Here is a 25592-nt window from a genome sequence, read left to right on the forward strand (position 1 = left end):
AGGTTTTAGTTCTTTCCTGACTGAGAAATAATTTTGAATATAGGCATTATGAATTTGAAGATAAGCTCTAAGACTGTTTACTTAAAAAGAAGAGGTTCTTTATAAGCTCAAATAGGAAATTGATAATTGTTTTAACAATGATGGAAAAATCATTTCAACTATCGATTATGAGGGTTTTAATACATCCTCTTAGAATTGAAATGTTTAAAGCCTGGCATCAAACCTTAACATTTTATTAGGAGGTTGCATGAGCGCAGAAAAAGGAACAGAATACACGACTTCGGCTACTCATGCGGGCTGTTTAGCTCATGACGATCATGACCGTAGCTTTGCTGATTTTGATTTGCTAAGCCCTTTAACGATTAGAGGACTATGCTTGCGCAACCGCATAGCCGTCTCGCCCATGTGTCAGTATTCAGCTAAAGAAGGATTTGCAGATGATTGGCATCTTGTCCACTTGGGAAGCAGGGCAGTAGGAGGGGCTGGGCTTATTTTTACTGAAGCGACCGCTGTGACGGCGCAAGGAAGAATCTCACCGGGAGATCTCGGTCTATGGGATGATGCACATATTGAGCCTCTTGAGCGCATTACACACTTTATTCATCGCATGGACGCAAAGGCTGGCATTCAGTTAGCCCATGCCGGCCGCAAAGGGAGCTGCGATGTGCCTTGGAAAGGAGGGGAAAGCTTAAGCAAGGGACAAGGAGGATGGGATCTCGTTGCGCCAAGCCCTATTCCTTTTTTGGATTTAATGCCGCAAGACTTAGACAAGCCGGGCATTCAAAGAGTCATCCAAGCTTTTCGAGAAGCGGCCATTCGCGCAGTGAAAGCGGGCTATGACATTATTGAGATCCATTCGGCTCATGGATATTTGCTTCACGAATTTCTCTCTCCTCTTAGCAATAAACGGACGGACGAATACGGAGGAAGCTTGGAAAATCGCATGCGTCTAGTATGCCAAATTGCGCAAGCGATTCGCTCTGTGATCCCTCAACAGATGCCTCTTTTTGTCCGCCTCTCTGCGACAGATTGGGTAGAAGGCGGCTGGGAGATCCAACAATCAATTGAGCTGGCCAAACAACTAAAACCTTTAGGTGTTGATTTAATTGACGTGTCTAGCGGAGGATCTGTTAAGCATGCAAAAATTCCGGTCGGACGAAATTATCAAGTTCCTTTTGCCGCAGCAATCAGAGAGCAAGCGCAAATCCTAACAGGTGCTGTTGGACTAATTACAGATCCCCAACAGGCTAATGAAATCGTGACAGCCGGCCAAGCCGATTTGGTTTTTATTGGCAGGGAATTCTTAAGAGAGCCTTATTGGGGGCTAAAGGCCGAGCAAGCCTTGAACAAAGAGCCAAAATGGCCGATGCAATATGGATATGCTGTCAAAAGACATGGATAATGGACGGCGCATCCTACTCACTCCGATGACTAAATTGTTAGTCGCCTAAGAGGAGGGCTTAAAACGACTAGTGGCCTAGATTTGAATTGTTTTCTCCTAGGGAGTACGAATACCTCCCAGGGGAAAATATCTCAACTATCGATTATGATGGGCTAAGGAGCTGCTTCGTAAATAAGGCTGGTAATTTGCCCAACATCTTCCATAATGGCAAAGACATCTTTCAATGCCGGCATTGTCCCATTATTGACAGACACCATAAAGGCTAACAGATGACCGTTCTTGCTTTTAATGTAGCCTGCAAATGTTTTTGTTGTTAAAAAATAAGTCCGTGTCGCTAAATTAAAAGAGAGTCCGGATCCTGTCTTAGCCCAGACTTTCCCTGCTCCGGCCGTATTCTTGGCCACATCTGCCAATGATCCATCAACGCCGAGAATGGGCAAGGCATTAAAAAAATGCTCAAATTGAGCTTGTGGCTTCTTGCTCATATATTCTAATAGCTGGACTTCTGCAAGGGGAGTCAGGCGGTTTCCATCTCCTCCTGCTGCGTCAATAAAGACAAAAGAGTCGGGAGAGATTTTTACGTCCTGGATGAGAAATTGTCCTAATTCTTCCATCCCGTCATCAAAGGTTTTTTTCCCCTTCTTGGCAGCCAACAGTAGGGGAATCAAATCAGCCCCTAAGTTATGACTGACTTTAAGAATCAGCTTGGCATATTCGAAAAGAGGAGGGGATGTCCATACGGCGATAGGAGCTAATTTTTGCAAAATGTCGGAAGGAGGAAGAGACGGGGCGTGATGCCGGTCAAGATTAACTGCGATGCCTTGGGAGCGCAGCGCCTGGATGAAAGCCGTTTGCGCGAATTGATTGATATCTTTAATGGCAAACGTGCGAATAATATCCTTCTCGCCAATAGGCAGAGAGCCTTTAATGGTGATTTGCTTTCCTGATTCATCCGAATCCATTTGTAGATCAAGCGCCTCTTTATCGCCGACTGTTCGGACTTCGTTAATGATGGTGTATCCCTCGACTTTGGGCCGCCAATCTATTTGTGCTTTTTGACCTTCTGCGGTTGGATTAAGGATTAAATCGATTACATTCTCATTGATGAAAAGAGGGGATAGGGTCATCTCCCGCTTTTCCGTTATCTCGAAGAGACGGTCGTCAATGAGAATATTGCCATTGATCTCATGGATTCCTTGTTGCTTTATCTGTTTGGCTAAATCATTTAAGCCATATAAGGGATCTTCAGGTGTCAAAAGGACGCCGGGAAGGTTGTTGGCTAATGTATGGTCTAGTTTGGTAAAAGAGAGTTCATCTGGTCCTTTAGATCTTCCGCCAAAAGCCAAATCTCCTTGAGCGACAAGAATCAAATCTCCCGTAAGGCGTCCTTCTTTAAGGGAGCCGATGGCAAAAACCGGAGTCTTGAAGCGATAATCATCTCCAAAAGTATGCAACAAGGCAGCAACGGAAAACATTTTTGTTGTGGAAGCAGGAAGGAAAAACCGGTCGTCATTAAGGTTGAATACGATTTCTTCTGTTTCTAAGTCCTTTACATATACTCCCCAAAAAGCATGTTGATATTTAGGTTGGTGCATAAGGCTAAGGATAGGCTCCGGCAAAGATGTCGGTGTAGGGGAAGCCTTTAAAAAAAGGCCTGGCATGAAGGAGAGGAACAAAGAAAATAAAAGAGGTCGGCCTAGCATGGTCAATCTTCCTTAATAATAATGGGCGTATATCAAAACCGCTATTATACGTTTTGATATCTTCTGTAAGAGATGAAATTAAGGGATATCAATTATTTTTTTATTTTTGAAGTGAAATTTAAAATATTAAATCTTTATAAGCACTCTAAGAGGGGATATTAAAAACCGCAATCTCCTCTTGCTTCCTTAGGGGAAAAATAATCTCAACTATCGATTATGAGGGGGTTACACCCTCTTAAAGCGATCTCTCAATTAATTTAGGTATGGAGAAATAATGTGCTTTTTTTATTCTAATCTGCCTGACCATCAGGGAAATGGACCGTCTACGCTTGATCATAATCCTTATGCTCCTGCTTCCTCTTTTCCGCTTAATCAACCGGCTCATCCGGGATTTATGCCGGCTACTCAGAATCGGGAGCCAGATAAGAAAATTATCTTGATGCCTGACTATTTAGAAAAGCTCATTCTTAATCTTTGGGAATGTAATGAAAAAATCAAAAAGCATAAGGAGCAATTACCCTTCTTAGAGAGCGATCTTAGAGAGGAAGAAGCAAGTTATATAGAACCTCCTTCCTTCCATTTTCCGTATGTGACAAAGCTAGATGCGAGGATGTTTATTCGGAAGTATATGCCCGAAAAGACGCGAATGTATTTACAAATGTCTATGAAAGAAGAGGTGCTTGTCAATCAGCTTGCAGAGAAAGATTTGCACTATAATATGCGTGCTTTAATAAGAAAAGTCATAGATATCCACAAGCAAGTTCAGCAGCAATTTGAGCAAGAGTATGGAAATTTGACTAATCAAATAAACACAGAACTCAATGAATTGTTTCCTATGCTAAATCAAGAAGCCCACCACAAACTGAGAAAGGAAATAATGCCTTCTATCCCTTCTGAAAATAAGGCAGGAACATTGCATTCATTTATTCAAGAAGACGATAGGCGGTCCTTTCAGCCATCCAATCCGTCTGAAATGAAATTCCGACAGGATATCAATAGTTCTTACAATCAGGATATCAATAATTTTTACAATAAAGTGAATAGAGTTTAACTGGTGAAGAGAGGGTATTCAAATTTAGAACTGTTGAATAGCCTCTTTTCAAGTGGGCTTTTCTTAACCTTTCTGAATGCTCAATTTTATTAGAAATTTGGAAAAATTTTAGCTTTTTTTATATGGCAAAAAACATTTACACGCTTCTAACTGAACTCAACAGATAACTCCTCCTATTTCAGAGGAGGAATACTCTCTAAGGAAAAATTTTGGGTAGTCCGAAAACATCGACATGATGCCATAGATACTTTTCTATAGGAGAGGATTGAAGAATATAGGGGAAGCGGATCTCTGTTTCTTCTTCCCGCTCCGCTCCATTCTCAAAAATGGCTAATTGATCGATAACAATATCCATTTTCTTTACTCCATAATTGATTTCGGAGTGAAAATGCTTGGGCCCAATGACCAGTTTGTGATTTCCGATCAGCTGAGCAGCTATCGAGTAATGGGATTCAGAACGAATTAAGCAATCAAAATTCGACATCGAAAAGAAATCTTCTAGAACGGGATTTGTTCGATTTGGATGATCGTCTCCAAAGATAATATCTTGTTTAAAGCCAGCCTCTCTAATTTTTCTTAGCACTTTTTCTTGAAGGGCTTTTGGATTGCGCGCGTCCGTAAAAAGGTGAAAATAAAGCGGTTGATCAGCATAGGTTTGGCAGACTCGAATAGCTTGCGCAATATAATAATCTTCTGGAGGAAGCTTGCAAGGATAGTAGTTTTGCGATGTGGCATTATCCGGTCCTGATCCTGCGCGCCAATGAATGGCAACGGAAACGCGGTCTTTTGGAGGGACAATAAGATTTAAATCTTGTTTGGGTTTAATAATTTCACGGATTTGTGCCTTAAAATTCAGGTCTTTCCAATCAATAGCGACATAGGCGCCTCTGTAGAAGGGGCCCCGCTCGGATGGGGATTCCGGAAAATAATAAATGGAATGAAGTTCTTTTCTTCTTTCTCTTTCTTCTTGAGACTGTTCACTCAATTGTGTAAATGCTGCTTCATCCCCATGCGCATGGCAAGCCGTAAATTTGGTCAAGTCATATTCTTTCTCTATGTCGCTTATCAAAAGCTGGTCGGAATATTCAAAAGGTACATAAGCCAAAGGTAAATGATACTTATACGATAGCCACTTCGCATGCAGATAAGTAATCAAGCAATCTCCAAACCTTCCCCCACTAAAGAGATAAGAGACCATGCTTTCTGTCGGCATAGCCTTTTCAGAAGAAAGGGCAACCGGTTGAGGAGCCGCTTGCTCATTGGTTCGAAGCGAGCTTGCATCCGCTTTCTGATTAAATAAAGAACAAACCTTTTTGCTTAAACACACAGCTCCTCTTATAACCCCTTCTATCGAAGCAAATAAAGGAAAAGCCACAGCCATAACAGAAAAGGCTAAAATAAGAACGCCCTTTTCTGCTCCTTTTCCCATATATTTTAAACCTTTTAATAAGAAATGATCGCTAGGTTTAATAATAAAAATGGATTTTTTATTCTGTTGATTTAATGTGTTAAAGATAGATGTACTAGCGGGGAAATAGGAATTAATAGCTAACATAATTTAAAGCTTTATAATAGATAAATAATCAGGAGATAATAGTGTAAATTAAGGATAGAATCAAGCGAAATAATAAATAACTTGAGTTTGGAGTTTTTTTTGCCCTTTGGACGGACGTGAACGCGCTTGCAGAGGAACAAATGGCTAGGCGGTCCCTATTTTTAAATTTGACCGCTTTGTCATTTATTCATCTCCGAGGCTTTGATGCTGTTGAAAGAGCAAAAAAAACTCCAAACTTAGGTTAAATAGTCTTGAAATCTGGACCATTATGAATTTGACGGCAGTATTGCTTAAAACTCAATTTTGTAGGGCATAGATAAGAAAAAAGCCTGCTGAATTAGACAAATCACGTGAGTGGCGCATGGGCACTTGCCGGGGTGAAGGCACAGCAGGGGACCCGCGGACAATGCTTTTTTCAAGAACCGTTCTTAGGGGGAAATACGCCCTCTAATATAGCCTTTGCAAGCAGCAAAAGGCTTTGACAAGCTTAAATCTTTAAGGCTTTAGGACGACTTTGAGGCAATTGTCTTTTTTGTGGCAAAAGAGGTCATAAGCCTGTGCGGCATGTTCGAGAGTAAAATTATGCGTAATAATATCATCCAGAATGACTTTTTTATCTTTGACAAGTTGCATAAGGTGATCCAGATAAAATTGCAAAGGAACGGGGCCTGTATGGATAGAAAGGCCTTTGTCGAAAATTTGTCCTAGTGGAAAATTGGAATAGTCAGTTGCATAGACGCCTATAATGGAGACTGTGCCGCCGCGGCGGACAGCACTGATGCAGGCTTTAAGGGCGTTAATAGTCCCGGATTGGGCATGGGCGAGATCGAGCGCTTTTTCCCATATGCTTCGATTGGCCTCCATCCCAACGGCATCTACGCAGACGTCGGCGCCTCTTCCGCCAGTCATGTCCCGAATGACGTCAATGACATTGACGTCGTTCAAATTCAATGTTTCTACTCTAGCGCATTTATGAGCTAATTCAAGCCGGTAATCAAGAAGGTCTACGCCGATCACTCGACCGGCTCCGTTCAGCCAAGCAGCTTTCTGGCACATAATGCCGACCGGTCCGCAGCCAAATACAACGACAGTTTCTCCCCCTTTAAGCTGAGCGCGGTCAATGGCTGCCCATCCGGTAGGAAAAATATCGGTAAGAAAGAGGACTTCCTCGTCCTTGAAGCCTTCTTCTATTTTACGCAATCCGTGATTTGCAAAAGGCACTCTAACATATTCAGCCTGACCGCCATCATAGCCGCCATAGAGATCCGTATAGGCAAATACGCCGCCTCCTACGCTATTGGGTGGACGTCCTTCTGGTCCATAGTGGTCTTTATTTGAATTCTCACATTGAGGGGGCTGCCCGTGCTGGCAGAAAAAACAATGGCCGCAAGAGATAATGCAAGAAACGATCACGCGATCACCCTTCTTAAATTGGGTAATTCCCTTTCCCACCTCTTCGATAATGCCCATGAATTCATGGCCTAAAATCAGATCTCTTTTTTGAGGAAGCAATCCATTAAAAATATGAAGGTCTGTTCCGCAAATAGAGGTAGAGGTAACTTTTACAATGACATCGTCGTGTTTGAGTAGAGTGGGATCCGGAACATTTTCAATGCTAACTTTTTTGGGGCTATGAAAAACGAGAGCTTTCATTTCCTTCTCCTTTTAAAATAAAATTTTAATATATGGATAAGAGTTGCGAGTCAATAAGGTTTTAATGTCTGCGATAGGGTGATGAAACAATAGGTTCTTATCAATAAATGTGTTAAGATGTTTTCTTTTCTCAATCAATAAGAGATCTATTTTTGCTATGAACGAAGTTAATTTGATTTTACCTGGGATTGCGGATGGAGAAGATAAAAGCTCGCCCCTTGCCAATCGCCTCAGAAAGAATTACCGGCATTTGCGTAAATGGGCCAAGCGCTCTAATACAGACTGTTTTCGCTTGTATGATCGCGACATTCGGCAATATCCGGTGGCCATTGATTTTTATGCTGGGCGTTTCAGCGTCAACTATTTTTCTCCTAAAAGAGAAGAGGAAGACCCTCCCTTAGAATTAGTAGAAGAAATCACAAAAGCATTGCAAATGGTATTTGGCATTCAAGGCGATGAAATTTATTGGCGCATACGTGCCAAGCATAAAAAGACACGCCAGTATGAGAAAATTGGCGAGTCTAAGGAATTTTTTACCGCATATGAATATGGCATTAAATTTTACATTAATTTAACCGATTATCTGGATACAGGTCTTTTTCTTGATCACCGAGAAACCCGTCGGCTGGTCGCGTCTGTTTCGCAAGGAAAGCGGGTGCTCAACCTCTTTGCCTATACGTGTTCCTTTAGCGTTCAGGCAGCAGCAGCTGGAGCAATTTTCACTAAAAGCGTGGATATGTCCAATACCTATACAGCATGGGGAAGGGAAAACTTTACCCTTAATTCGCTTTCTCTAAAAAACAATCCGGTGGTTCGCGCCGATTGCTTAAAGTTTTTGGAAGAAGAAGTGCGGACCGGAATAAACTATGATGTGATCATCATTGATCCGCCGACTATTTCGCGTTCAAAAAAGATGGACCAGCTGTTCGATATTCAAGAAGATTATGTTTTTCTCATTTCTAAAGCGCTTCAGCTTTTATCTAAAGAGGGAATAATTTTCTTTAGTACAAATTCTCGCAAATTTGTTTTGGATGAAACACGCTTTCCGGCTTGTTCGTTTGCGGAGATTTCCCATCAGACCATTCCCATCGATTTTCAAGATCAAAAAATCCATCGCTGCTGGAAAATCACGTTTAAATAAGCCTTGATTATTTTTAGGATTTACTCATTCTTTTAGGAAACGTAAGAGGCCAAAGGTTTTATTCAAATAAACGGCAGACAGCTGTAAAGCTGCCTGCTATTTGTCTCTCCTTTATTCTTTGGCCAAGCGTCCAAATTTGGGTTGGACAAGCGCGACCAAATCTTTGGATCTCATTTTTATGGACTCTGTCTGCAGTCCACAACTGAAAATGGCATGTTCTGCCTGAGAAATGCGCTCGTCAAAGAAGGTATCCAAATTGAGCAGATGTCCAAAGGGAGGAACAGCTCCTACGATCAGCCCGAAGCGCTCGCTGACAATCGCAGGATCTTCAAATTCGCATTTCTCCCCGACCATTTCGGCGACAACCTTCATATCTAATTTGAGCGTGGAAGGAATACTGATTTGGTAGTTCTTTCTTGTATTTTTTCCCTTTAAAATGAGTGATTTGATGCCCCCTTCTCTTGCAGCGCCGCTAGCAGCTGTCGATGCCTCTGCGGTTGCTGCTGGATTGTGAACGAGATGTTGAAATTCCATTTCGTTCTTTTTAATTAAGCGAATGATCTCATTGCGAATATTTTCACTGCCAAAAAAGATCTTAGCCTTAATGCGATTGCCTGCAATGCGCTTCGGATCGGATGGAAACAGGGAAGCTTCCCGGATGTTCTTCAATCCTAAAAGCGTCATGGTCAAGCGCTCAAGGCCCATACCAAAACCGCCATGGGGAGGCATGCCATATTTAAATATGCTTAGATAATCCGTAAAATTCGCAGGATCCATTCCTTTGGATTTAATCCCTTCAATCATGGAATCATACATATGGCGGCGCTGTCCTCCGGAGGTAATTTCCGTGCCGCCGCATAATAAGTCGAAGGTATTGCTTAAAATAGGGTGGCCATCTGTCGGATAAGCATAAAAAGGGCGCTTGCTTGTCAGCCAGTCTGTAATGAAAATAAGGTCCGTACCAAATTCTTCAAAAGCGTATCGGCAAAGCTCTTTTTCCGCTGCAGGGCTTAAGTCCGGCTCTTGGCGTTCGTCGATACCCGTTCTCTTAAAATAGATCTCCTGCGCTTCGGCAAAAGTCAGGCGGGGAAAGGGGACATTAAGCGGCGCTCTGACAAGCTGGTTGCCAAGCGTTTTAATCTCAGGCGCGCATGTTGTTTGAAGATGGTTGATCATGAATTTCAAGCAGCCTTCCTGCACATCGAGGATTTCATGCCAATCTTCAAAAAAACCCATTTCAAATTCAAACTGCTTGCCTTCTGTCAAGTGGCGTGTCGTATTGGAATTTTCGGCCCGGAAGAAAGGCATTAAAGCATACACGCGCTCATTGACGCCGACCATAATCTGTTTATAAAGCTGGCTACTTTGCGCCAGAGTGGCGGGATAGCCGAAAAAGTCGACATTAAAAAATTCGCATCCCCCTTCAGACGATGCGCCAATCATATTGGGAGCAAAATATTCTACAGCTTTCACGACGTCATGCATATAGAGACGGAAGGCGTGGGTCATTTCGGCTTGGATTTTGAAAACAGCCTGCAGCTGCCGATTGCGCAGGGCAATGGGGCGGTGGTCTAAAATAAACTCTAAATCGGAAGGGATCTCGGGCTTATAGTATTCCACAAGAGGAGCCTCTTGAACGGGAACTTCCACTTCCAAAGACGGTTGAATCACTTCTACGCCAAGTTCTGCATGCGAAGAGGGGACGGCCGTTCCCTTTACTCTTAAAACAGACCCGGCTTGGAGAGAGGCAATTTTTTGATATTCTGCCTTGTCTTCTATGACAATTTGGGCAAAACCGGAACGGTCGCGCAAAATAAGAAAATTGAGTTTTCCAAAGGCGCGGACATTATTCAACCACCCCCGCAACTCAACAGGTTGATTCAGATAATGCGATAAATCAGAGGCTAATATTCTTGCCATACAAGACCTTCAATGGTGAAAAGAAGTTGTTTTAATTAATAACCTGGTTTGAAGTGTTTTTTACCCTTTCGACCGCGTCAACGTCTTGGAGATGAACAAATGGTAAGAGCTTTCCCGTTAGTCCAAAGGGCAAAAAACACTCCACACTCAGGTTTATAACCGGAGTCTTTACTTAGGTTAACAAGTATAGCATGCTAGAGAGGATTTGTTCAAATATTTGACGGTTTTATGCAAACTGAGAGGCTTAATTTCATCCGCTTGGCAGTAAAGGCGGATTTATCTGCCTCCCAAAAATGCAGTTTAAAACTCATCCTTGCGGATTATTTTGCCGCAGAAAAGAAATCGAATTAGGCCGTTATGAATTTGAGGTCTTTAAAGGAAAAGGGCGTTTTTTAGGTCGGTTTTATAAATTAAAATAAAAATTTAAACTTCAGAAAGAGATATGGTATAATAAAAAATAAAGGAATTTCCTTGGTCAATGTAGGAGTTAAATATGAATTATCTTCAATTCAATGAAGGTGTGGCGTTTTATAATGTAGCCGATTTTTATGACATGAAAGAGATTCAACAGAATTATTTGATTATTCAAAAGGAACTCAGTCAAAATAAAATATGGCTTCACTGGGGAAGCGATGATTACGATCAAAGCGGACATTGCAAATTTTTAGATGGAGATTGGACCGTTTGTCCTCTTTATTTTGGCAATTATCCAAGCGAGGGTATGGAGGTTAAGGCGCAATTGACGAATGAACAGAGAAAAGAATTAATGGCTTCCCTTCCAGAGCGCTTTCCGGCTTCTACTGAGCTATTAAAGCATTTTCCTAGAATCAACTTTGCCGGTTTTTCCCGTCTGCATCCCAAAAGCACATTAGCTCCTCACCGCCACTACAATCCCACTTCTTTGATTTTTCATTTGGGCTTGATCATTCCTCCGGGAGAAACCTGTGGAATAAAGGTCGGCGAGCAAACGCATATCTGGAGAGAGGCGGGAGAAGCCATCATCTTCAATGACAATTTAATCCACAGCGCTTGGAATAATTCCGATCAAGAGAGAATTATTTTATATATTGACTTCTTGCGGCCAATAAATTTCTTACAGGGTCTAGGACAGAGCTAGAGAGGGTATTAAACTCAGCCTGTATTGGAGATTATTTTCCCTAGAAGTGTCTCTAGGAAAAAAAACTCGAATCTAAGCGATTAGCAGTTTAAAAGCCCTCCCTAACAGTTGATTGGCACAATTGGTTGCAAAGCCGGCTGCTTAACAGGCGGCTGACTTTGCAACGCGATTCGCTTTAAACCATCATCATTTTGGGGTGATCGCCTCGGTAGACAGGTCCCCCATCTTTAGCAGTGGCAGGCAAGCTGCCATAAATATATTCCCGAGGAATGCCTTGCGCAGCCAGCATATTGGCTGTTTCCAAGACCATTTCTTTCGGACCGCAAATAAAAATAAGGGTATTGGGTTTGAAGTCGTAAGTTTTAAGGTGATCGGTAATACGGCCTTCAGCAAAATCAGCCTGCTTATCCTGTGTTAAGCTAATAATATGCCCCTCCGATTTCCATTGTTCAATTTCATCGTGATAAAGAAGGTTTTGAGCATTCTTTGTGCTATAAATCAGTTTGGCATTTGCATCCATAGGCAAACTCTCCATGACGCTTCTCAGTGCCGTCAACCCGGAACCTCCGCCAAGTAAAAGAACCGGGGCTTCGGAAGAGACCAGATGAACGGGGAAATTGCTTCCTAATGGTCCTGTAATAAGAAGCTCTTCTCCAGGAATGCGATTAAGGCAATAATTCGCATGGTCCGGATTAATGTTTGGTTTAGCCGTAATTTCAATGTAATCGTCTCCTATCCCTGAAGCAATCGCTAGAATAGCCGGCTTGCTGCCTTCTTTGCCTCTTATCTCCACATATTGTCCAGGCTGGAAATCCCAGTCTTTGGGACGCTGAAGCCGAATTGTCCGAAATTCGCCATTTTCACTGACAACATCTAAAATTTGAGAAGAGAATTGATAGGTTGAAAGATCTTTTTTCTCAATGCTCTGAATCATTTGGCCTTTATCTTGTGTTTTGGCGGATAGAGATTTCATAAAATCCTGCATAGGATTGACCGGATTTTCTGCATGCAAATTGGCAATTTTACTGACAGATGCGAAATCAGAAGAGGAAAGAAGCTTGAATTCCTGATTCCATGTCTTTTGCAAAGAAGACGAGCCAAAAAGACAAGACAAAGATAAAGAGGGTTTGTTATGATTTAGTCGTTCTAAAATTTTTAAACCAAAATGATGAATATTTAAAATTGCATGCCCCGCCTTAATAAAAGAGGGAACATTAGATTGAATGGTAGTTAATTTAGATAAATTAAATCCTTTAGAAATTTCAAAAGTATGCATTTTTTTAACCATTAATAATTAATTTGCGTTTTTATATTATATTATTTATTGTTTTTTTTAAATAAATTTTGATTTATTTATTTAATTTTATTTATGGAGATTTATGTTTTCTACTTCTAGTTTAATTTGTAATTCAAACTGTTTAAGTACTAATTCGCACATGGAAAGAAGAACAGACGGTGAATTAAGCTTGCAATCCGGCCCCATGGCCAAAGAGACGAAATTATTTAAAGAAGCTTTAGAGAATGATGGGTCACGAGAGTTAACTGAACCTATCGATTCCGAGCCATTTGTAAGCTTTGTTCCTTCTCTTCAGATGCATTTAATGAGCCCGCTTCCCGGCAAGATGAATAAAAAAAAGAAAGAGATTTGTGAAAATAAAGCAGAAAATTTAAACGCTTTAGCGACTCATGTAAGAGATCCCTTAGCAGAAAGTTCCATTCAAGAATTATGGAGAATGGTGCGGGAAAGTACGATTTCTTTTGACGCGCATCCTGAGCATTTTCAAGTCTTATATTGGGATCGGTTTTCCGATGTACATTGCCCTAAAAAGACGATTATTGAGGTTTGCTCCATGACTCTTCATGCCAATAGAGTGGGTGAAGGAATAAGCGCTAGCTCTTTTATTGCTTCCCAAGCCCCGACTTCTTTTGAGAAACCTTTCTTCTGGCAGTTAGCCTTTAGTATGCCGACATTCATTCTTGATTTAACTAATGCCAGGGATCAGAAGCTAGGCGTGACTCCTTATTATCCGATAAGCGAAGAGGCGGCGGAATTTGAGCATATGAGAGTGGAAATGGTCAAGGAAGAAGAAGATCCTGATTTAAAGGAATTGAAAATCTATCATTATTCTCTTTGCAATAAAAATCAGCCTGAAATTGCCGTGAATGTGCAAAGGGGACATTTTACCCAATGGCCGGATGGAGGCGTCATTTCCATAGAGGAGTTGCAAGTATGCGTTTCGCATTTAAAGAATAACCTTGATAAGCAAAGAATTATTCACTGTCGGGCTGGACAAGGCAGAACAGGCGCCATTATTGCATCTGCTATTCTAGAAGAGCTTATCCAACGCAAGATTATTCATCAGGGAAATTTAGAGTCGGAATTAGTTAAGTTAATTCCGCAGCTGAGAGAACAGGCGGGAGATGTATTTGTGCAAACGAAAGAGCAATTCGAATTAGTGCTTAAATATGGCAAATTCCTCTTGGGTCTTTAATCGGGCTTTTAGCCAAATCCCTTCATTTCTGGGCAAGTGCGCTTGCCCAGTTTCATGTATTCTTTTATCCGTTTCTCTTTTTTTATTGGGAGTGGAAAGGCGCTATCTAGCGACCGCTTAGGGAATAAACGGCCGCTTTTAAGAGTCTTTCTTATTCTACTGTTTGGACGATAAACGCTTGATCAGATTGTTGCACCGATTTTGAATGTGGGAGAGGCTTGGATTAACAATTAATAATTTTTTATAATACTCCAGAGCTTTTTCCCATTTTTTCTGCTTTTCTAGCCAACGGGCATAATTTCCTAAAAAATGTTCATTTCGAGAATCACTTTGCAGCCGCTCTTCATAAACGCGTTCAATTTCGTCAAATTGATTCGATTTATCTAAAACGTCAATATAGGATTGTAAAGTCCAGCCATAACCGTGAAGGGGATCAATTGTTAACAGGTCTTTATAATGCTTGGCCGCTTCTACGAAGCGATTTTGCTTTTCTAAAACCTTTGCATACGCATGTAAAAACCATGTATTATTCGGATTTGTTTGCAATCTTGCTTGGCACAACCGTTCGATTTCCCCTTCTTTATTTAATTTTCCTAAAAGGTTAATATAGGAGTGCATCGTCCATTCATCATCTGGTTTAAGCTCCAATAATTTTTTATATATGTCAATCGCACGGTCTGTTTGATCGCTTTCCTCTAAAAAATTAGCGTAGCCGGATAAAATGTTTTCATTGTCAGCATCTTGGCTGAGCTTGTCCTGATAGTAGCGTTCGACCTCATCCCATCTCTTCAACTGCCCTAAGAGGCGAATATAGGTGTTTACAGAATGATGATCGGGAACGAGCTCCAATAATTTTTTATAATGCTGGATGGCTTCTTCTGGTCGTTTTTGCTCTTCTAAAAGATTGGCGTAGTTGTATAAAAGTTCTTCGCTGCTAGGGTTTTTTTGCAACCCGGATAAGCAGAATGCTTCGGCTTCTTTCTCTTTACCTAACTCTTTTAAGAGAGTCATATAAGAACGGATAGCCCGTTCATAAGTCGGAGCAATCTCCAATAGTTTTTTATATATGTCAATCGCTTGTTCTTTTTGGCCTATATCCTCTAAGAAATCCGCGTAACGGAATAAAATTCGCTCGTTCTTAGCATCTTTTTTGAGTTTCTCTTGGTAGTAGAGATTAATCTCGTCCAGCTTATTCAAATTTTTTAATAGTTGAATATAAGGCCACTCATCATAATCAACATTAAGCGCCAATAATTTTTTATATTGCTGAACCGCCTCTTCTGCATTGCCTTCTCTTTCTAAACACCATGCTTGGTTGCTTAAAAAGTTGGATAAGTAATTTAAAAGAACTTTATCTTCCGGATGGCTCCTCAGCTGCTCTTCAAAGTATTGTTCGATCTCATTTTCTTTTCCTATCTGTTTTAAGAGATCCATATATTTATCTAAGGTCCAATCATAATCATAGCTGTTTCGGTTAGGATAAAGCGTTAGCTGCCTTCTATATTTTTGGGCTGCTTCTTCTAAATGGCCTTGGTCTTTTAATGACTGGGCATAATAATCTAAAAAACGCCTAAAATTATTTAAAATCTGTTCATCGCTTGGATTGCTCTGCAGCAACTCTTCAAAGTACTGTTCGATCTCATTTTCTTTTCCTATCTGCTTTAAGAGATCCATATATTTATCTAAGGTCAACTTATAATCATAGCTATCGCGGTTAGGATAAAGCGTTAGCTGCCTTTTAGATTTTTGGGCCGCTTCTTCTGTATGGCCTTGGTCTTTTAATGACTGGGCATAATAATCTAAAAAATGGCTAAAATTATTTAAAGTTTTTTCATCGCTTGGATTGCTCCTCAGCAACTCTTCAAAGTATTGTTCGATCTCATTTTCTTTTCCTATCTGTTTTAAGAGATTCATATATTTATTTAAGGTCCAATCATAATCATAGTTATCGCGGTTAGGATAAAGCGTTAGCTGCCTTTTATATGTTTGGGCTGCTTCTTCTGTATGGCCTCGGTCTTCTAATACTTGTGCATATCTATTTAAAAAATGGATAAAATTGTATAAAAGCTCTTCATCTTGAGGATTGCGCTGCAGTTGCTCTTGGAAATATTGCTCTATTTTGGAAAAATGCCCTAGCTGCTCTAGAATAGCAACGTAGTTTTCTGAGGCATCAAAATTTTGAGGGGTGATACTTAGCAGCTTCTGATATTGCTGAGCAGCTTCTTCCCATCTGTCCTCTCCCTGTTTTTCTAAAAAATACGCGTAATTAGCCAAAACCTGGACATCATTTGGGTTATGCTCTAATTGAGCGAGATAAGAAAGCTCAATTTCCTTTTCTTTTCCAAGGTCTTTTATGAGATCGAAATAATTGTCTTTGATAGTGGATGAAGCGTCTTCTGTCTCTATTGCTCGTTTATAAAGGGCAAGGGCTTGATTTAACTGATCGAGATTTAAATTTTCGGAATCGGCCTTACCTTCAATTTCTAAAAATCTAGCGTAATAGGCCAAAGCATGGCTATTATGGGGGAATGAAGCGACCAGTTTTTGATAAATCCGCTCAGCCTCTTCTTCTTTATTTCGTTTTATTAAATGTTTAGCACACATTTGGACAAGCTCGACATAGTCTGAGATATCCTTTTCATTAGGCGTTAAAGCTGCAATTGTTTGACAAAGATCATCGCAAACGTCCCATTCTTCGAGGTGGATTAAAAGGCTAAGATACATACTTAGACAAAATAAATGATTGGGCTGTTGGCTTAACCTTTCTTGAAGAAACTGTTTTATTTCCTCCATTTTGTTTTGGCTAACAAGAAATCTAAGATAGTTTTCTATAATCAAGTGATCGTCGGGATTAAGCTCTGTTGCCCGTCTATATTCTTCATCTGCCAGATTTAAATCTCCGCTACGATGTAAAAAAGAGGCATATTGGGCATGAACATCGGCATTGTTTGGATTGGCTTGCAAAAAGCTGATAAAAGCTGCCTTAATCTGGTCTGGAGTGAGCGTTGGATCTGTGAGATCTAAATCGAACGTAGGCGTACCTTGATTTTCGGAAGGCTGAGAGCTGGAAGGGGAGGATTGCTCAGGTCCCGGATCGGAAGGGGTTGGGTGGGGCAAAACTGGATTAAGGGGAACCGATACCGGATTTTGAGGACGGCTTGATTCTAAAAAATTTAAGTAAACTGTTTTTAGTAAATAAAGCTTGGTCAATTCTTGACCAGTTACACTTTGCTTCCAACTATGCACAAGAAAATGACGATAAGAAGAAAAAATCAAGGGAATGCCAATAAGCGCAAATGCGGTTGCGGCGACACTTTTAACGAGATGCGAAACTCGCCACCAAGATAAAAGCGAATGCTGAGTAAGTGTGGTGCCTACTTTAACATAGAGGCGGCCTTCGTGATTTTTTTCTTTGAGGCTGCTTGCCTCTTCGCGTTGGATACAGGCTGTAGGTAAAGGATTAAGAGTTTCTATAATATCAATAAATTTTATTGTCATAATTTTAATAAAGTAATTTTGAGATTAAAAATGGTTATTAATTAAATAAATATTTTATGATTTTGTAGGTTTAAAGACAAGGTTTAAAAAAATACTAAATTTATAAAGATTAGAGACTATGTTCGGTCTTAAAAATAGAATACTTGGCTACTGAATTTTGTCAGAAATGCGGAAAAATTTTAGCCATATTTTTAATATGACGAAAAAGTTTTCCGCATTTATAACTCAATTTAGCAGGCAAACCATCTTATTTAAGCGCGTAGATAGCTTTTCTTAGAGGGGATATTAAAACCGCTAATGACCGAGACTCGAGTTCTTTTTGCCTTAGGAAGAACATCACCTCAAATATGAGCGATTATGAGTTTAAATATACTCTCTAAGAAAGGAGAATAAGAAATGGGGATTAAGGCTAATCATTTAGTCTCAAAACTAAACATTAAATATCCTATCGTACAAGCCCCAATGGCCGGTGGGCCTTCTACTCCTGCTTTAGCTGCTGCTGTTTCCAATGCAGGCGGACTAGGTTCTTTGGGAGTCGGCTATTTAAGTCCGGCAGACATACGGCAAGAAATCCGGAAAACGCGCACGTTGACTTCGGCGCCTTTTGCCGTTAACCTTTTCATCCAACCTAATAAAATAGCAATAGAGGACGAACCGCTTGAGAAAGCTCTTCATCTTTTAGATCCTTATAAAAAAGAACTGGGTCTTTCAAATTCCCTGTCTTTCCCTCAACCATTTGCTGAAGATTATGAGAAGCAAATAGAGGCTGTTCTATCTGAACAGTCTCCTATTTTTAGTTTTACTTTTGGAATTCCCGCGAAAGAAATCATTAAGGAATGCAAAGAAGCTGGCATCATCCTAATTGGTACGGCTACGCACATAGAAGAGGCGCAAGCACTGGAAGAGGCCGGGATTGATATTATCTGCGCGCAGGGTGGAGAAGCGGGCGGGCACCGCGGAACCTTCATCGGTGAAGCTAAAGATGCTTTGATAGGAACGCTATCGCTCATTCCTCAGCTTGTCGATGCTGTTCGCATTCCGGTTTTGGCCTCGGGAGGGATTATGGATGGACGGGGAATTGTTGCGGCTCTAGCTTTGGGAGCATCGGGCGTTCAAATGGGAACTGCTTTTCTACTTTGTCCGGAATCGGGGTCCAATGCCGGCTACCGCACACTGTTAAATACCAAGAAAGCGTATGAGACGGCGGTGACGCGTGCGTTTTCCGGACGGGCGGCCAGGGGAATTAAAAACCGCTTTATTATTGAAATGGAAGAGCATGAAGCAGACATTCCTCCTTATCCCATTCAAAACGCATTGACAAAGGAAATCAGGCAAGCGGCTGTCAAGCAGGGGCGTTTTGATCTTCTCTCTATATGGGCCGGTCAAGCAGCAGGATTGATCCGACAATTGTCAGCGGCCCAATTAATAGAGCATTTAGTCTTAGAAATGGAGCGGACGCTTCATCAGTTGCATCGCCTCTAGAGACGATAGATGAAGCGAGATAAGCTATAAATAAATGCGTTTGATTGCTTTTACCTTTCCATTTTGCCTACGGTACAAAATGATGGCCCATTTGGCAGACGCTCCCAATTGGATGTCATTTTGCCACTGATCTATAAGGGCATTTATTTTATCGTCATCAGAAGGCTTAAGGCTTAAGGGAAGCTGATAAGCTGGATTCACTAAACGGTTATCCAAATTCAAAAGGGAAGCAAATTGTTGGGCCAATTGGTGAAAAAAAGGGGATTCAATCGAAATATAATCATATCCGCTAGGGGTGCGATAGAGGGCTTCGACATGCACGTGCCGCGGAACTGAGGCGATTTCATCCAAGGCTTTTCTCAAGGCCGCAATGCAATTTGTCTCTGAATACTGGGATTGAAAAGAATTAATCAGAACAATAGAGGGAGAGCGAGCGATCTCTATTCCCTCATTGAGGGATTGAACTTTTTTTACATAATTAGCAAGCTCTTTTCCAAAAGCTCCTAAAGGATGGGCATATAAGGCATAATCAATAGTTGAGGGAGACGGATAGATATCTTGATTGGCAATCAGGGAAAGGGATGTCTTTCCTTCTCTTAAGTTATTCGGAGTAAGATAGACATTCTGGAATCTTTGAAAAAGAGTAAAGCCGCCAACTAAAACAGCCAGTAAAAATAAAAAATAAAATCCCTTCAACTGTCCCTCCTAATTCATGTATTATCTAAAATAATTTTTTACACATTTTAAAGAATCTTTTCAATGAAAAGGGGAATAAAGAGCGGCAAAGCAAGGGAAGAAAGTCATGATTACCCCATTCACGGATTGAACGATGAGAAGACAAAGAATTAGCCGATATTATAATGCCCAAGTGCTGAAGTCCCATGAAATTAAACTGGGAGAGATTTGGGTGGCCAACGGCAAAATTATTGCGCCGCAGGCGAAGGCGGACGAAGAAATAGATGCTCAAGGTCTTATCCTTGCTCCTGGTTATATCGATTTACAGGTCAATGGTGGATTTTGCATTGATTTTGCCACCGCGCCAAGTCAAGTGCATCAAGTAGCCAAGCAGCTTCCTCGTTTCGGTGTAACAGCCTTTCTTCCCACCCTTATTTCTAGGCCGTCCGAAGAGTATCCGTCTCTTTTGCCTTATTTGCAGCCTACCCTTGGGGGAATAGAGGGAGCGGCTATTTTGGGCATCCATTTGGAAGGGCCTTTTCTCAATGCGAAACAAGCAGGCGCTCATTCTCCATCCTTTCTCAATCAAGCCTTGACTTCGCTCGAGGGCTGTTATGGAAGCCTGAAAGGTGTGCGAATGGTCACTTTAGCGCCGGAATTGCCGGGGGCATTGGAAGCTATTCGCCAGCTTAAAAGTCAAAATATCGTGGTTGCTGCCGGCCATACGCAGGCAACTGTTAAAGACATGGAAAAGGCTCTAGAGGCAGGAGTAAAGATGATTACTCATTTATTCAATGCCATGGCACCTTTTCACCACCGCGAGCCTGGAGTGGTCGGAACAGTGCTGACGCACGATTCACTTTTTTACTCTTTAATTGCCGATGGAGTTCATGTGCATGCAGATGCAATCAAGCTGGCATGGAGAAGCCAGCCCCAAGGCTTAATCTTAGTTAGCGATGCTATGGAAGCTTTTGGATTACCGCCGGGCTCTTATCAGTTGGGAGCTTCTAGTGTCATCGTAGAAGGGGGAAGCGCGCGCCTTTCTGGCACTCAAACATTGGCTGGAAGTATCATTGGCTTAGACCAAGCGGTACGCATTTTCTTTGAGAGCAGCGGATGCTCGATTGCTGATGCATTAGAAGCGGCCAGTTTAAAGCCGGCTCAAGTGTTGGGAATAGAAAAAAATAAAGGAACCCTGCAAATAGAAGCAGATGCTGATTTCATTGTATTAGATGAACAACTTGAAGTGCACGCTTGCTATATTGGCGGAGAGTTGGCCTGGAAAAGAGAAACCCCTCTTTTCAAGAAGCAATCTTAGGCGTTTTAAGAAAACCTCTAAAAAATAAGGAAGCCCCTATTCTTATAGGGCTTCCTGTTTAAAGAGAAGAACGTTTTAAGAGATCGCTTGCTTATGATGGATTAAACTCGATAAGTCATTCCGAAAATGATGGGGAAGATGGGAAAAGATATGATGGATTTTATTAATCAATATCGCTTGTTCATCATCTCGCGAGGCAAGGGCATCCCAATCTACTTCTAAGAAGTGTGCTTCGGCCTTGCCTTGGGCAAATTCAATTAAAGCCTTTAGCCCGTCGCACATTAAAGAAACGACATGCTCTTGATCAATATGCTCTTTTCGAAAATTGGCGACGCTTGGTTCAACTGCGTGCAGCCGGTCTCCTTCTAAAATTATAAAAGAAGAATCGGGATTTTCTGCAATAACGGTTGCATTGAATAAGTTTACGTCATTTTCCATAGTGCCTCCTAAAAAGACAGTTTGTTCTAGATAAATTATTAATCCCAACCGTCACCGGTAAGACCTTTCCCTATCGCTAAGATCAAAATGGAAATAAATGTAAGGCCTTTATCGAATGACAATAGAAAATATCAGGCTATTTATCTGTTACAAAAATCATGCCAATCAAACGGATTGCTCGACTTAAACCCCTTTTTCCTTTTATGATAGAGAAAAAAGAGGTGATCATTTGTATTGCTGGCATTGCGGAGCGTCTCTTTCAGATCCTTTATATGGAAAGCTCTCATTTCGAGAGGTTTGCGATAAGTGCGGATCTTCTTTACATTGCTGCAGAAATTGTAAAAATTATAGGCCGGGACTGCCCAATGACTGCGCAGTGCCCGGCACCGATTATATCGCTGATCGGGAAGCTAATAATTTTTGTGAAGACTTCACCCTTCTTGGCCAACCTCCTGCGCCTCCTAAGCAAAATGCGAAGCGCTCGTTCGATGATCTTTTTAAAGAGTCTTAAGATTTTGTCTTCAAATGGCTAATAACCGAGATTCAAATTCCTTTCCTTCTTAACAAAAAATTCTCAAAATCTACAATTTTTATCTAAAATTCTTTAATTGCATTTTAAATTAATATTTAATTTTTGTTTTTTATTAAATATTAGAATGGTTTTTGTATTTAAATATTTATAGGAATATCTATATGAAATATATACAAAAATTATTAACGATCCTTGTTTTATGCGTTTTCTCTTTTTCTTCTTTTGGTTCCTTAGAAGCCGCTCATCACTCTTCACATCGTAGCCATGAAAAAAAATCTCATTCCCAACGGGCAGATTCGCGGCATCGTTCAACCAAAGCGCATGAACAGCGCAAAGTGTCGCATAAGGCAACAAAATCCTCAAAAAAAGGAAGTAAGAAGTCTCATAAGAGCAAGTCGAAAAGCAGCCATAAGCTTCACAACAAACATAAAAAAATCAAGCAAAGCCGGCCTAAGCATAAGTATGGAAAAGGGGGCAATAAAAAAGGGAAGAGGCCGCATTCTAATCCTGGTTTAATGCCTGTTCCGGCTACCGCTCCCGCACCTGCTGCTCCCATTCCTACCATCCCTTCTGTTCCAGCGGTCACCCCGGCTTCAGCTCCTGCTCATCCCAGCGTACCGGCCTCTATTCCTTCTTCTCAGTCAAAGCCAAGCTCAGGTGTGAAATATACGGCCCAGGGAATAGAGCATATTAAGCAACGGCATTGGCATGACAGCAAAGAAAAAACATCTAAATTTTCTCCTGCCACAAATGAAGAACGCTTAGAGGGCATGATTAGAACAACCCTTAATCAAGGCCGTCCTGGCAAGTCAACCAATCCAGCCAATAGTGTCAAGGAATATACCTTTTCGGAATCTATTGGAACAACGAATGGCGGAAAAGAAGTCAATACATTACGCGTCGTGACAAACTCAGTTGGAGAAGTTGTAACAGCTTTTCCTATTCAATAATGGATCATTTAGTCTCCTTGCACTACAATGCTAAATGAAGAAACAAGGGTTTAGGAAAGGGGCATTAAAACTCAAATTTGACAGGCATAGATAAGAAAAGGGCCTGCTAGGCTAAGTAAGCCACGTGAGTGGCGCCGCTTAAGTTGGTTGCAGAAAATATGAAAACTTTTTTCAAAACCTGTCTGAGCGGTTTTAATACGCCCTCTAAGCGAAAAAGGAATAAATAAAATGATTGGATTAGATTACCGATTAAATGAAGAAGAATTTGAATCAATTGAGCAAGTAGATCTAACTACTGCAGATGAGACAAGCTTTCTCTATTATTTATTTTGCGGGGATATTTTCTTCCGGATTAACCAAGCCGTTTTTGATGCTGAATGGGGATGGATTCCCATTTTGGGTTTTGCCGAAACGCTTTATTCCATTCTGAAGGATTTGCCCGAAACGCAAACGGATGAGTATATCTTTACGGAGTCCGATGATCAAATCCGATTTGAATTAGTCGATTCTGCTTTAAAGATTGATTTTAAGTATACGACAGTTCCCTTGGAAAAAAGCATAGAAGTGGATTATGAAGAGATGAAAATGGCTTCTCTTCAATTTTTGGCAAAGGTCTTAGATGATTTTGAAAATCAATGGCCGGAATTATATAAAAATCCTACCTTTAAATCCTATCGAGCATTGGTCAAATAGGCTTAGCCTTCCCGGCTAAATAAAAAATCTTTATTTTTGATTATTTCTCCTTGCGCTATACAAATAAATGCCTAAAAAAAGCAGGTATTATTCCCTTTGGGAAGCGTCTATTTGGAAATCAGCGGATAAGGGGAGTGTATGTTTTCAAAAATAGCAAGATGGATTTCACTTAAATTGGGAAATTCAAAAGCATTTCTATTAGCCTGTTTGACTGTCCTTATTTGGGCAGTGACAGGGCCTTTTTTTAACTTTAGCGACTCGTGGCAGCTAGTGATTAATACAGGCACAACCATCGTGACATTTCTAATGGTCTTCCTTATTCAAAATACGCAAAATCGCGATACGGTAGCGTTACATCTTAAATTAGATGAAATTATTCGTTCTATCCAAGGAGCGCATAATCAACTCTTAAAGATTGAAGAACTGACGGATGACGAATTGGAGATATTGCATAAACGCTATGAAAAATTAGCGACTAAGGTGCAAAAAAATTTGAAAAAAGGCAAAGACGATACGGGTACGCCTAGCTTTTAATTTTTATTTCTGGGTTTCATGCATATTCTTGCTCTTATTTCATATATTTTTATTGGATTGACAGCGGGATTTTTTGGCGGATTATTAGGTATAGGGGGTGGACTTATCACCGTGCCGGCGCTTTTGGTCGTCTACTATCTGCTCGATTTTCCTTCTGCTTATCGGATGCAGCTTGCGATAGGAACATCCTTGGGAGCGATGGTATTTACAGCTGCTGCCTCAGCTTGGGCCCATTATAAAAAGGAAGGAGTCAATTGGCATTTTTTCCGTTCGCTTGCTCCCGGTATGGCAATAGGGGCAATAGGAGGCGCTATCATCGCTTCCTATCTGCCGAGTAAAGAACTAAAAGCAATTTTTGGCATTTGTGAGTGCACGATCGGTTTCTACTTTTTAATTCCAAAAGCGCAAAAAAAGGAGCATATGCCGACATATAGCTCCGCATGGCTTTTTCTCCTAATGGGAATGATCATTGGAGCCATTTCCTCTATTTTGGGAATAGGAGGCGGAATTATAACGGTTCCTTTTTTAACAGCCTTGCGTATACCTATAAAAAATGCTGTTTCCACATCTGCGGCAACCGGATTTGTGATTGCTTTGGTTGGCGCTTTATCTTTTCTCTACTCAGGGCTAGGTAAAGAAACGGGGACGGACAGCTTAGGTTATCTATATGTTCCTGCCTTTATTTTTATTGGTTTGTCTTCTTGTTTTGCCGCTCCCTATGGAGCCAAGTTGGCTTATTGGTTGCCAACGGCAGTATTAAGGAAAATATTCGGAACGGCGCTAATTGCTATCGGATTTTCCATGTTGCATGCGATTTAACTACTTCCTCATTCTTTTAAAGTTCCATTGGAAGGGTCCACGTTAATTTTAAAGACTTTGACTTGAAAGGACCCCGAATTATCGTTGTAATCCGAATCATACACCCAAAAATGAATTCCAGTTTGAGAAGCCGTAAAAACAGGAGAGGTATAGACGTGATCGGGATGGTATTGGCCGTCCCCAATAGTAATATTCATGCTATTTCGTAAAGTATTCAATTTTTTAGGGGGAATCTTTGGATTAAATTCGTAACAAGCATCTTCGGCAAAAGGTTCCCCTTGCTGCCACCACTTTCCCAAATTGACGACTTTGCTCACTTCAATTTGATAATGCTTGCCTAGCTCTAATTTAATCACTTTACTAGGCGTTCCATCGGAGTTCACTTCTCCTTTCCAAACAATTGAATGAACTGCATCATCAACTGAATGATTAGCATTATCATCAGCTGGATGATTAGCATTAGTTGCACAAGCGCCTAATACAAATAGGCAAAACAAAAAAGAAAAAGAAGAGACGCGTTTCATGATTCCTCTAGTTTGAGTTTTAACTAGGATTTGTAGAAAAAAATGATAAAAATCAAGTTAAAATTTACATGTCATTTATTAATCAAATTTTTTGT

Annotated in this window: 21 protein-coding genes; 12 read left to right on the plus strand and 9 right to left on the minus strand. The window is 40.9% G+C overall.

The window, feature by feature from the left end:
* Positions 1 to 247: 247 nt before the first annotated feature.
* The gene (locus tag BN3769_RS07715) at positions 248 to 1402 is read left to right on the plus strand and encodes an NADH:flavin oxidoreductase/NADH oxidase (RefSeq protein WP_068469246.1); all 1155 of its coding nucleotides are present in this window, start codon (positions 248 to 250) and stop codon (positions 1400 to 1402) included.
* A 152-nt stretch (positions 1403 to 1554) separates the two neighbouring features.
* On the opposite strand, the gene dacB is transcribed toward BN3769_RS07715, so the two are convergent.
* Positions 1555 to 3105 (minus strand): D-alanyl-D-alanine carboxypeptidase/D-alanyl-D-alanine endopeptidase, encoded by a 1551-nt coding sequence (gene dacB, locus BN3769_RS07720; RefSeq protein WP_068469249.1) that lies wholly within the window; start codon positions 3103 to 3105, stop codon positions 1555 to 1557.
* 274 nt (positions 3106 to 3379) lie between these two features.
* On the opposite strand from dacB, the gene BN3769_RS07725 reads away from it, so the two are divergent.
* Positions 3380 to 4156 (plus strand): hypothetical protein, encoded by a 777-nt coding sequence (locus BN3769_RS07725; protein ID WP_068469251.1) that lies wholly within the window; start codon positions 3380 to 3382, stop codon positions 4154 to 4156.
* A gap of 196 nt (positions 4157 to 4352) precedes the next feature.
* Here the strand turns inward: BN3769_RS07725 and BN3769_RS07730 are convergent, their stop codons facing one another.
* Together BN3769_RS07730 and BN3769_RS07735 are read right to left on the minus strand one after the other, a co-directional pair.
* Complete coding sequence (locus BN3769_RS07730; RefSeq protein WP_068469253.1) at positions 4353 to 5711, minus strand: hypothetical protein; 1359 nt, start codon at positions 5709 to 5711, stop codon at positions 4353 to 4355.
* A 495-nt stretch (positions 5712 to 6206) separates the two neighbouring features.
* Entirely contained in the window at positions 6207 to 7364 is a 1158-nt protein-coding gene (locus tag BN3769_RS07735) for an alcohol dehydrogenase catalytic domain-containing protein (RefSeq protein ID WP_068469255.1), read from the minus strand.
* A gap of 157 nt (positions 7365 to 7521) precedes the next feature.
* Here BN3769_RS07735 and BN3769_RS07740 point away from each other — a divergent pair, with 157 nt between their 5' ends.
* On the plus strand, positions 7522 to 8505 hold the full coding sequence (locus BN3769_RS07740) for a class I SAM-dependent methyltransferase (protein ID WP_079989473.1): 984 nt from the start codon (positions 7522 to 7524) through the stop codon (positions 8503 to 8505).
* A 111-nt stretch (positions 8506 to 8616) separates the two neighbouring features.
* Here BN3769_RS07740 and aspS read toward each other — a convergent pair whose 3' ends face one another.
* Positions 8617 to 10425, minus strand: coding sequence for an aspartate--tRNA(Asn) ligase (aspS, locus tag BN3769_RS07745; RefSeq protein WP_068469259.1), 1809 nt, complete (start codon positions 10423 to 10425; stop codon positions 8617 to 8619).
* Positions 10426 to 10918: 493 nt separating this feature from the next.
* Here aspS and BN3769_RS07750 point away from each other — a divergent pair, with 493 nt between their 5' ends.
* Complete coding sequence (locus BN3769_RS07750) at positions 10919 to 11542, plus strand: aspartyl/asparaginyl beta-hydroxylase domain-containing protein (RefSeq protein ID WP_068469260.1); 624 nt, start codon at positions 10919 to 10921, stop codon at positions 11540 to 11542.
* Positions 11543 to 11717: 175 nt separating this feature from the next.
* On the opposite strand, the gene BN3769_RS07755 is transcribed toward BN3769_RS07750, so the two are convergent.
* On the minus strand, positions 11718 to 12818 hold the full coding sequence (locus tag BN3769_RS07755) for an FAD-dependent oxidoreductase (protein ID WP_068469262.1): 1101 nt from the start codon (positions 12816 to 12818) through the stop codon (positions 11718 to 11720).
* Positions 12819 to 12921: 103 nt separating this feature from the next.
* Between BN3769_RS07755 and BN3769_RS07760 the strand changes: the two genes are divergently transcribed.
* Positions 12922 to 14034, plus strand: coding sequence for a protein-tyrosine phosphatase family protein (locus BN3769_RS07760; RefSeq protein ID WP_079989475.1), 1113 nt, complete (start codon positions 12922 to 12924; stop codon positions 14032 to 14034).
* A gap of 156 nt (positions 14035 to 14190) precedes the next feature.
* Here BN3769_RS07760 and BN3769_RS07765 read toward each other — a convergent pair whose 3' ends face one another.
* A complete protein-coding gene (locus tag BN3769_RS07765; protein WP_068469266.1) occupies positions 14191 to 17532 on the minus strand; it encodes a tetratricopeptide repeat protein in 3342 nt (1113 codons plus the stop codon).
* Between the two features lie 396 nt (positions 17533 to 17928).
* On the opposite strand from BN3769_RS07765, the gene BN3769_RS07770 reads away from it, so the two are divergent.
* A complete protein-coding gene (locus BN3769_RS07770) occupies positions 17929 to 19014 on the plus strand; it encodes an NAD(P)H-dependent flavin oxidoreductase (RefSeq protein ID WP_068469268.1) in 1086 nt (361 codons plus the stop codon).
* A gap of 24 nt (positions 19015 to 19038) precedes the next feature.
* Here the strand turns inward: BN3769_RS07770 and BN3769_RS07775 are convergent, their stop codons facing one another.
* A complete protein-coding gene (locus tag BN3769_RS07775; protein WP_068469270.1) occupies positions 19039 to 19710 on the minus strand; it encodes a hypothetical protein in 672 nt (223 codons plus the stop codon).
* A gap of 133 nt (positions 19711 to 19843) precedes the next feature.
* On the opposite strand from BN3769_RS07775, the gene nagA reads away from it, so the two are divergent.
* Positions 19844 to 21007, plus strand: coding sequence for an N-acetylglucosamine-6-phosphate deacetylase (gene nagA / locus BN3769_RS07780; RefSeq protein WP_068469272.1), 1164 nt, complete (start codon positions 19844 to 19846; stop codon positions 21005 to 21007).
* 75 nt (positions 21008 to 21082) lie between these two features.
* On the opposite strand, the gene BN3769_RS07785 is transcribed toward nagA, so the two are convergent.
* The gene (locus BN3769_RS07785; protein WP_068469274.1) at positions 21083 to 21445 is read right to left on the minus strand and encodes a hypothetical protein; all 363 of its coding nucleotides are present in this window, start codon (positions 21443 to 21445) and stop codon (positions 21083 to 21085) included.
* A gap of 229 nt (positions 21446 to 21674) precedes the next feature.
* On the opposite strand from BN3769_RS07785, the gene BN3769_RS07790 reads away from it, so the two are divergent.
* The 5 genes from BN3769_RS07790 to BN3769_RS07810 all read left to right on the plus strand — a co-directional run bounded on the left by BN3769_RS07790 (position 21675) and on the right by BN3769_RS07810 (position 24973).
* Complete coding sequence (locus BN3769_RS07790; RefSeq protein ID WP_154017857.1) at positions 21675 to 21956, plus strand: hypothetical protein; 282 nt, start codon at positions 21675 to 21677, stop codon at positions 21954 to 21956.
* 182 nt (positions 21957 to 22138) lie between these two features.
* Positions 22139 to 22927: a hypothetical protein gene (locus BN3769_RS07795; RefSeq protein WP_068469278.1), complete on the plus strand. Its 789-nt coding sequence runs from the start codon at positions 22139 to 22141 to the stop codon at positions 22925 to 22927.
* Positions 22928 to 23155: 228 nt separating this feature from the next.
* The gene (locus tag BN3769_RS07800) at positions 23156 to 23620 is read left to right on the plus strand and encodes a hypothetical protein (protein ID WP_068469280.1); all 465 of its coding nucleotides are present in this window, start codon (positions 23156 to 23158) and stop codon (positions 23618 to 23620) included.
* 138 nt (positions 23621 to 23758) lie between these two features.
* Positions 23759 to 24154, plus strand: coding sequence for a low affinity iron permease family protein (locus BN3769_RS07805; protein WP_068469283.1), 396 nt, complete (start codon positions 23759 to 23761; stop codon positions 24152 to 24154).
* Between the two features lie 18 nt (positions 24155 to 24172).
* Positions 24173 to 24973, plus strand: a complete 801-nt coding sequence (locus tag BN3769_RS07810) for a sulfite exporter TauE/SafE family protein (RefSeq protein ID WP_079989476.1) — start codon at positions 24173 to 24175, stop codon at positions 24971 to 24973.
* Between the two features lie 8 nt (positions 24974 to 24981).
* Here BN3769_RS07810 and BN3769_RS07815 read toward each other — a convergent pair whose 3' ends face one another.
* On the minus strand, positions 24982 to 25497 hold the full coding sequence (locus BN3769_RS07815) for a hypothetical protein (RefSeq protein ID WP_068469285.1): 516 nt from the start codon (positions 25495 to 25497) through the stop codon (positions 24982 to 24984).
* Between the last annotated feature and the right edge of the window lie 95 nt (positions 25498 to 25592).

Source organism: Candidatus Protochlamydia phocaeensis (assembly GCF_001545115.1).
Lineage (GTDB): Bacteria > Chlamydiota > Chlamydiia > Chlamydiales > Parachlamydiaceae > Protochlamydia_A > Protochlamydia_A phocaeensis.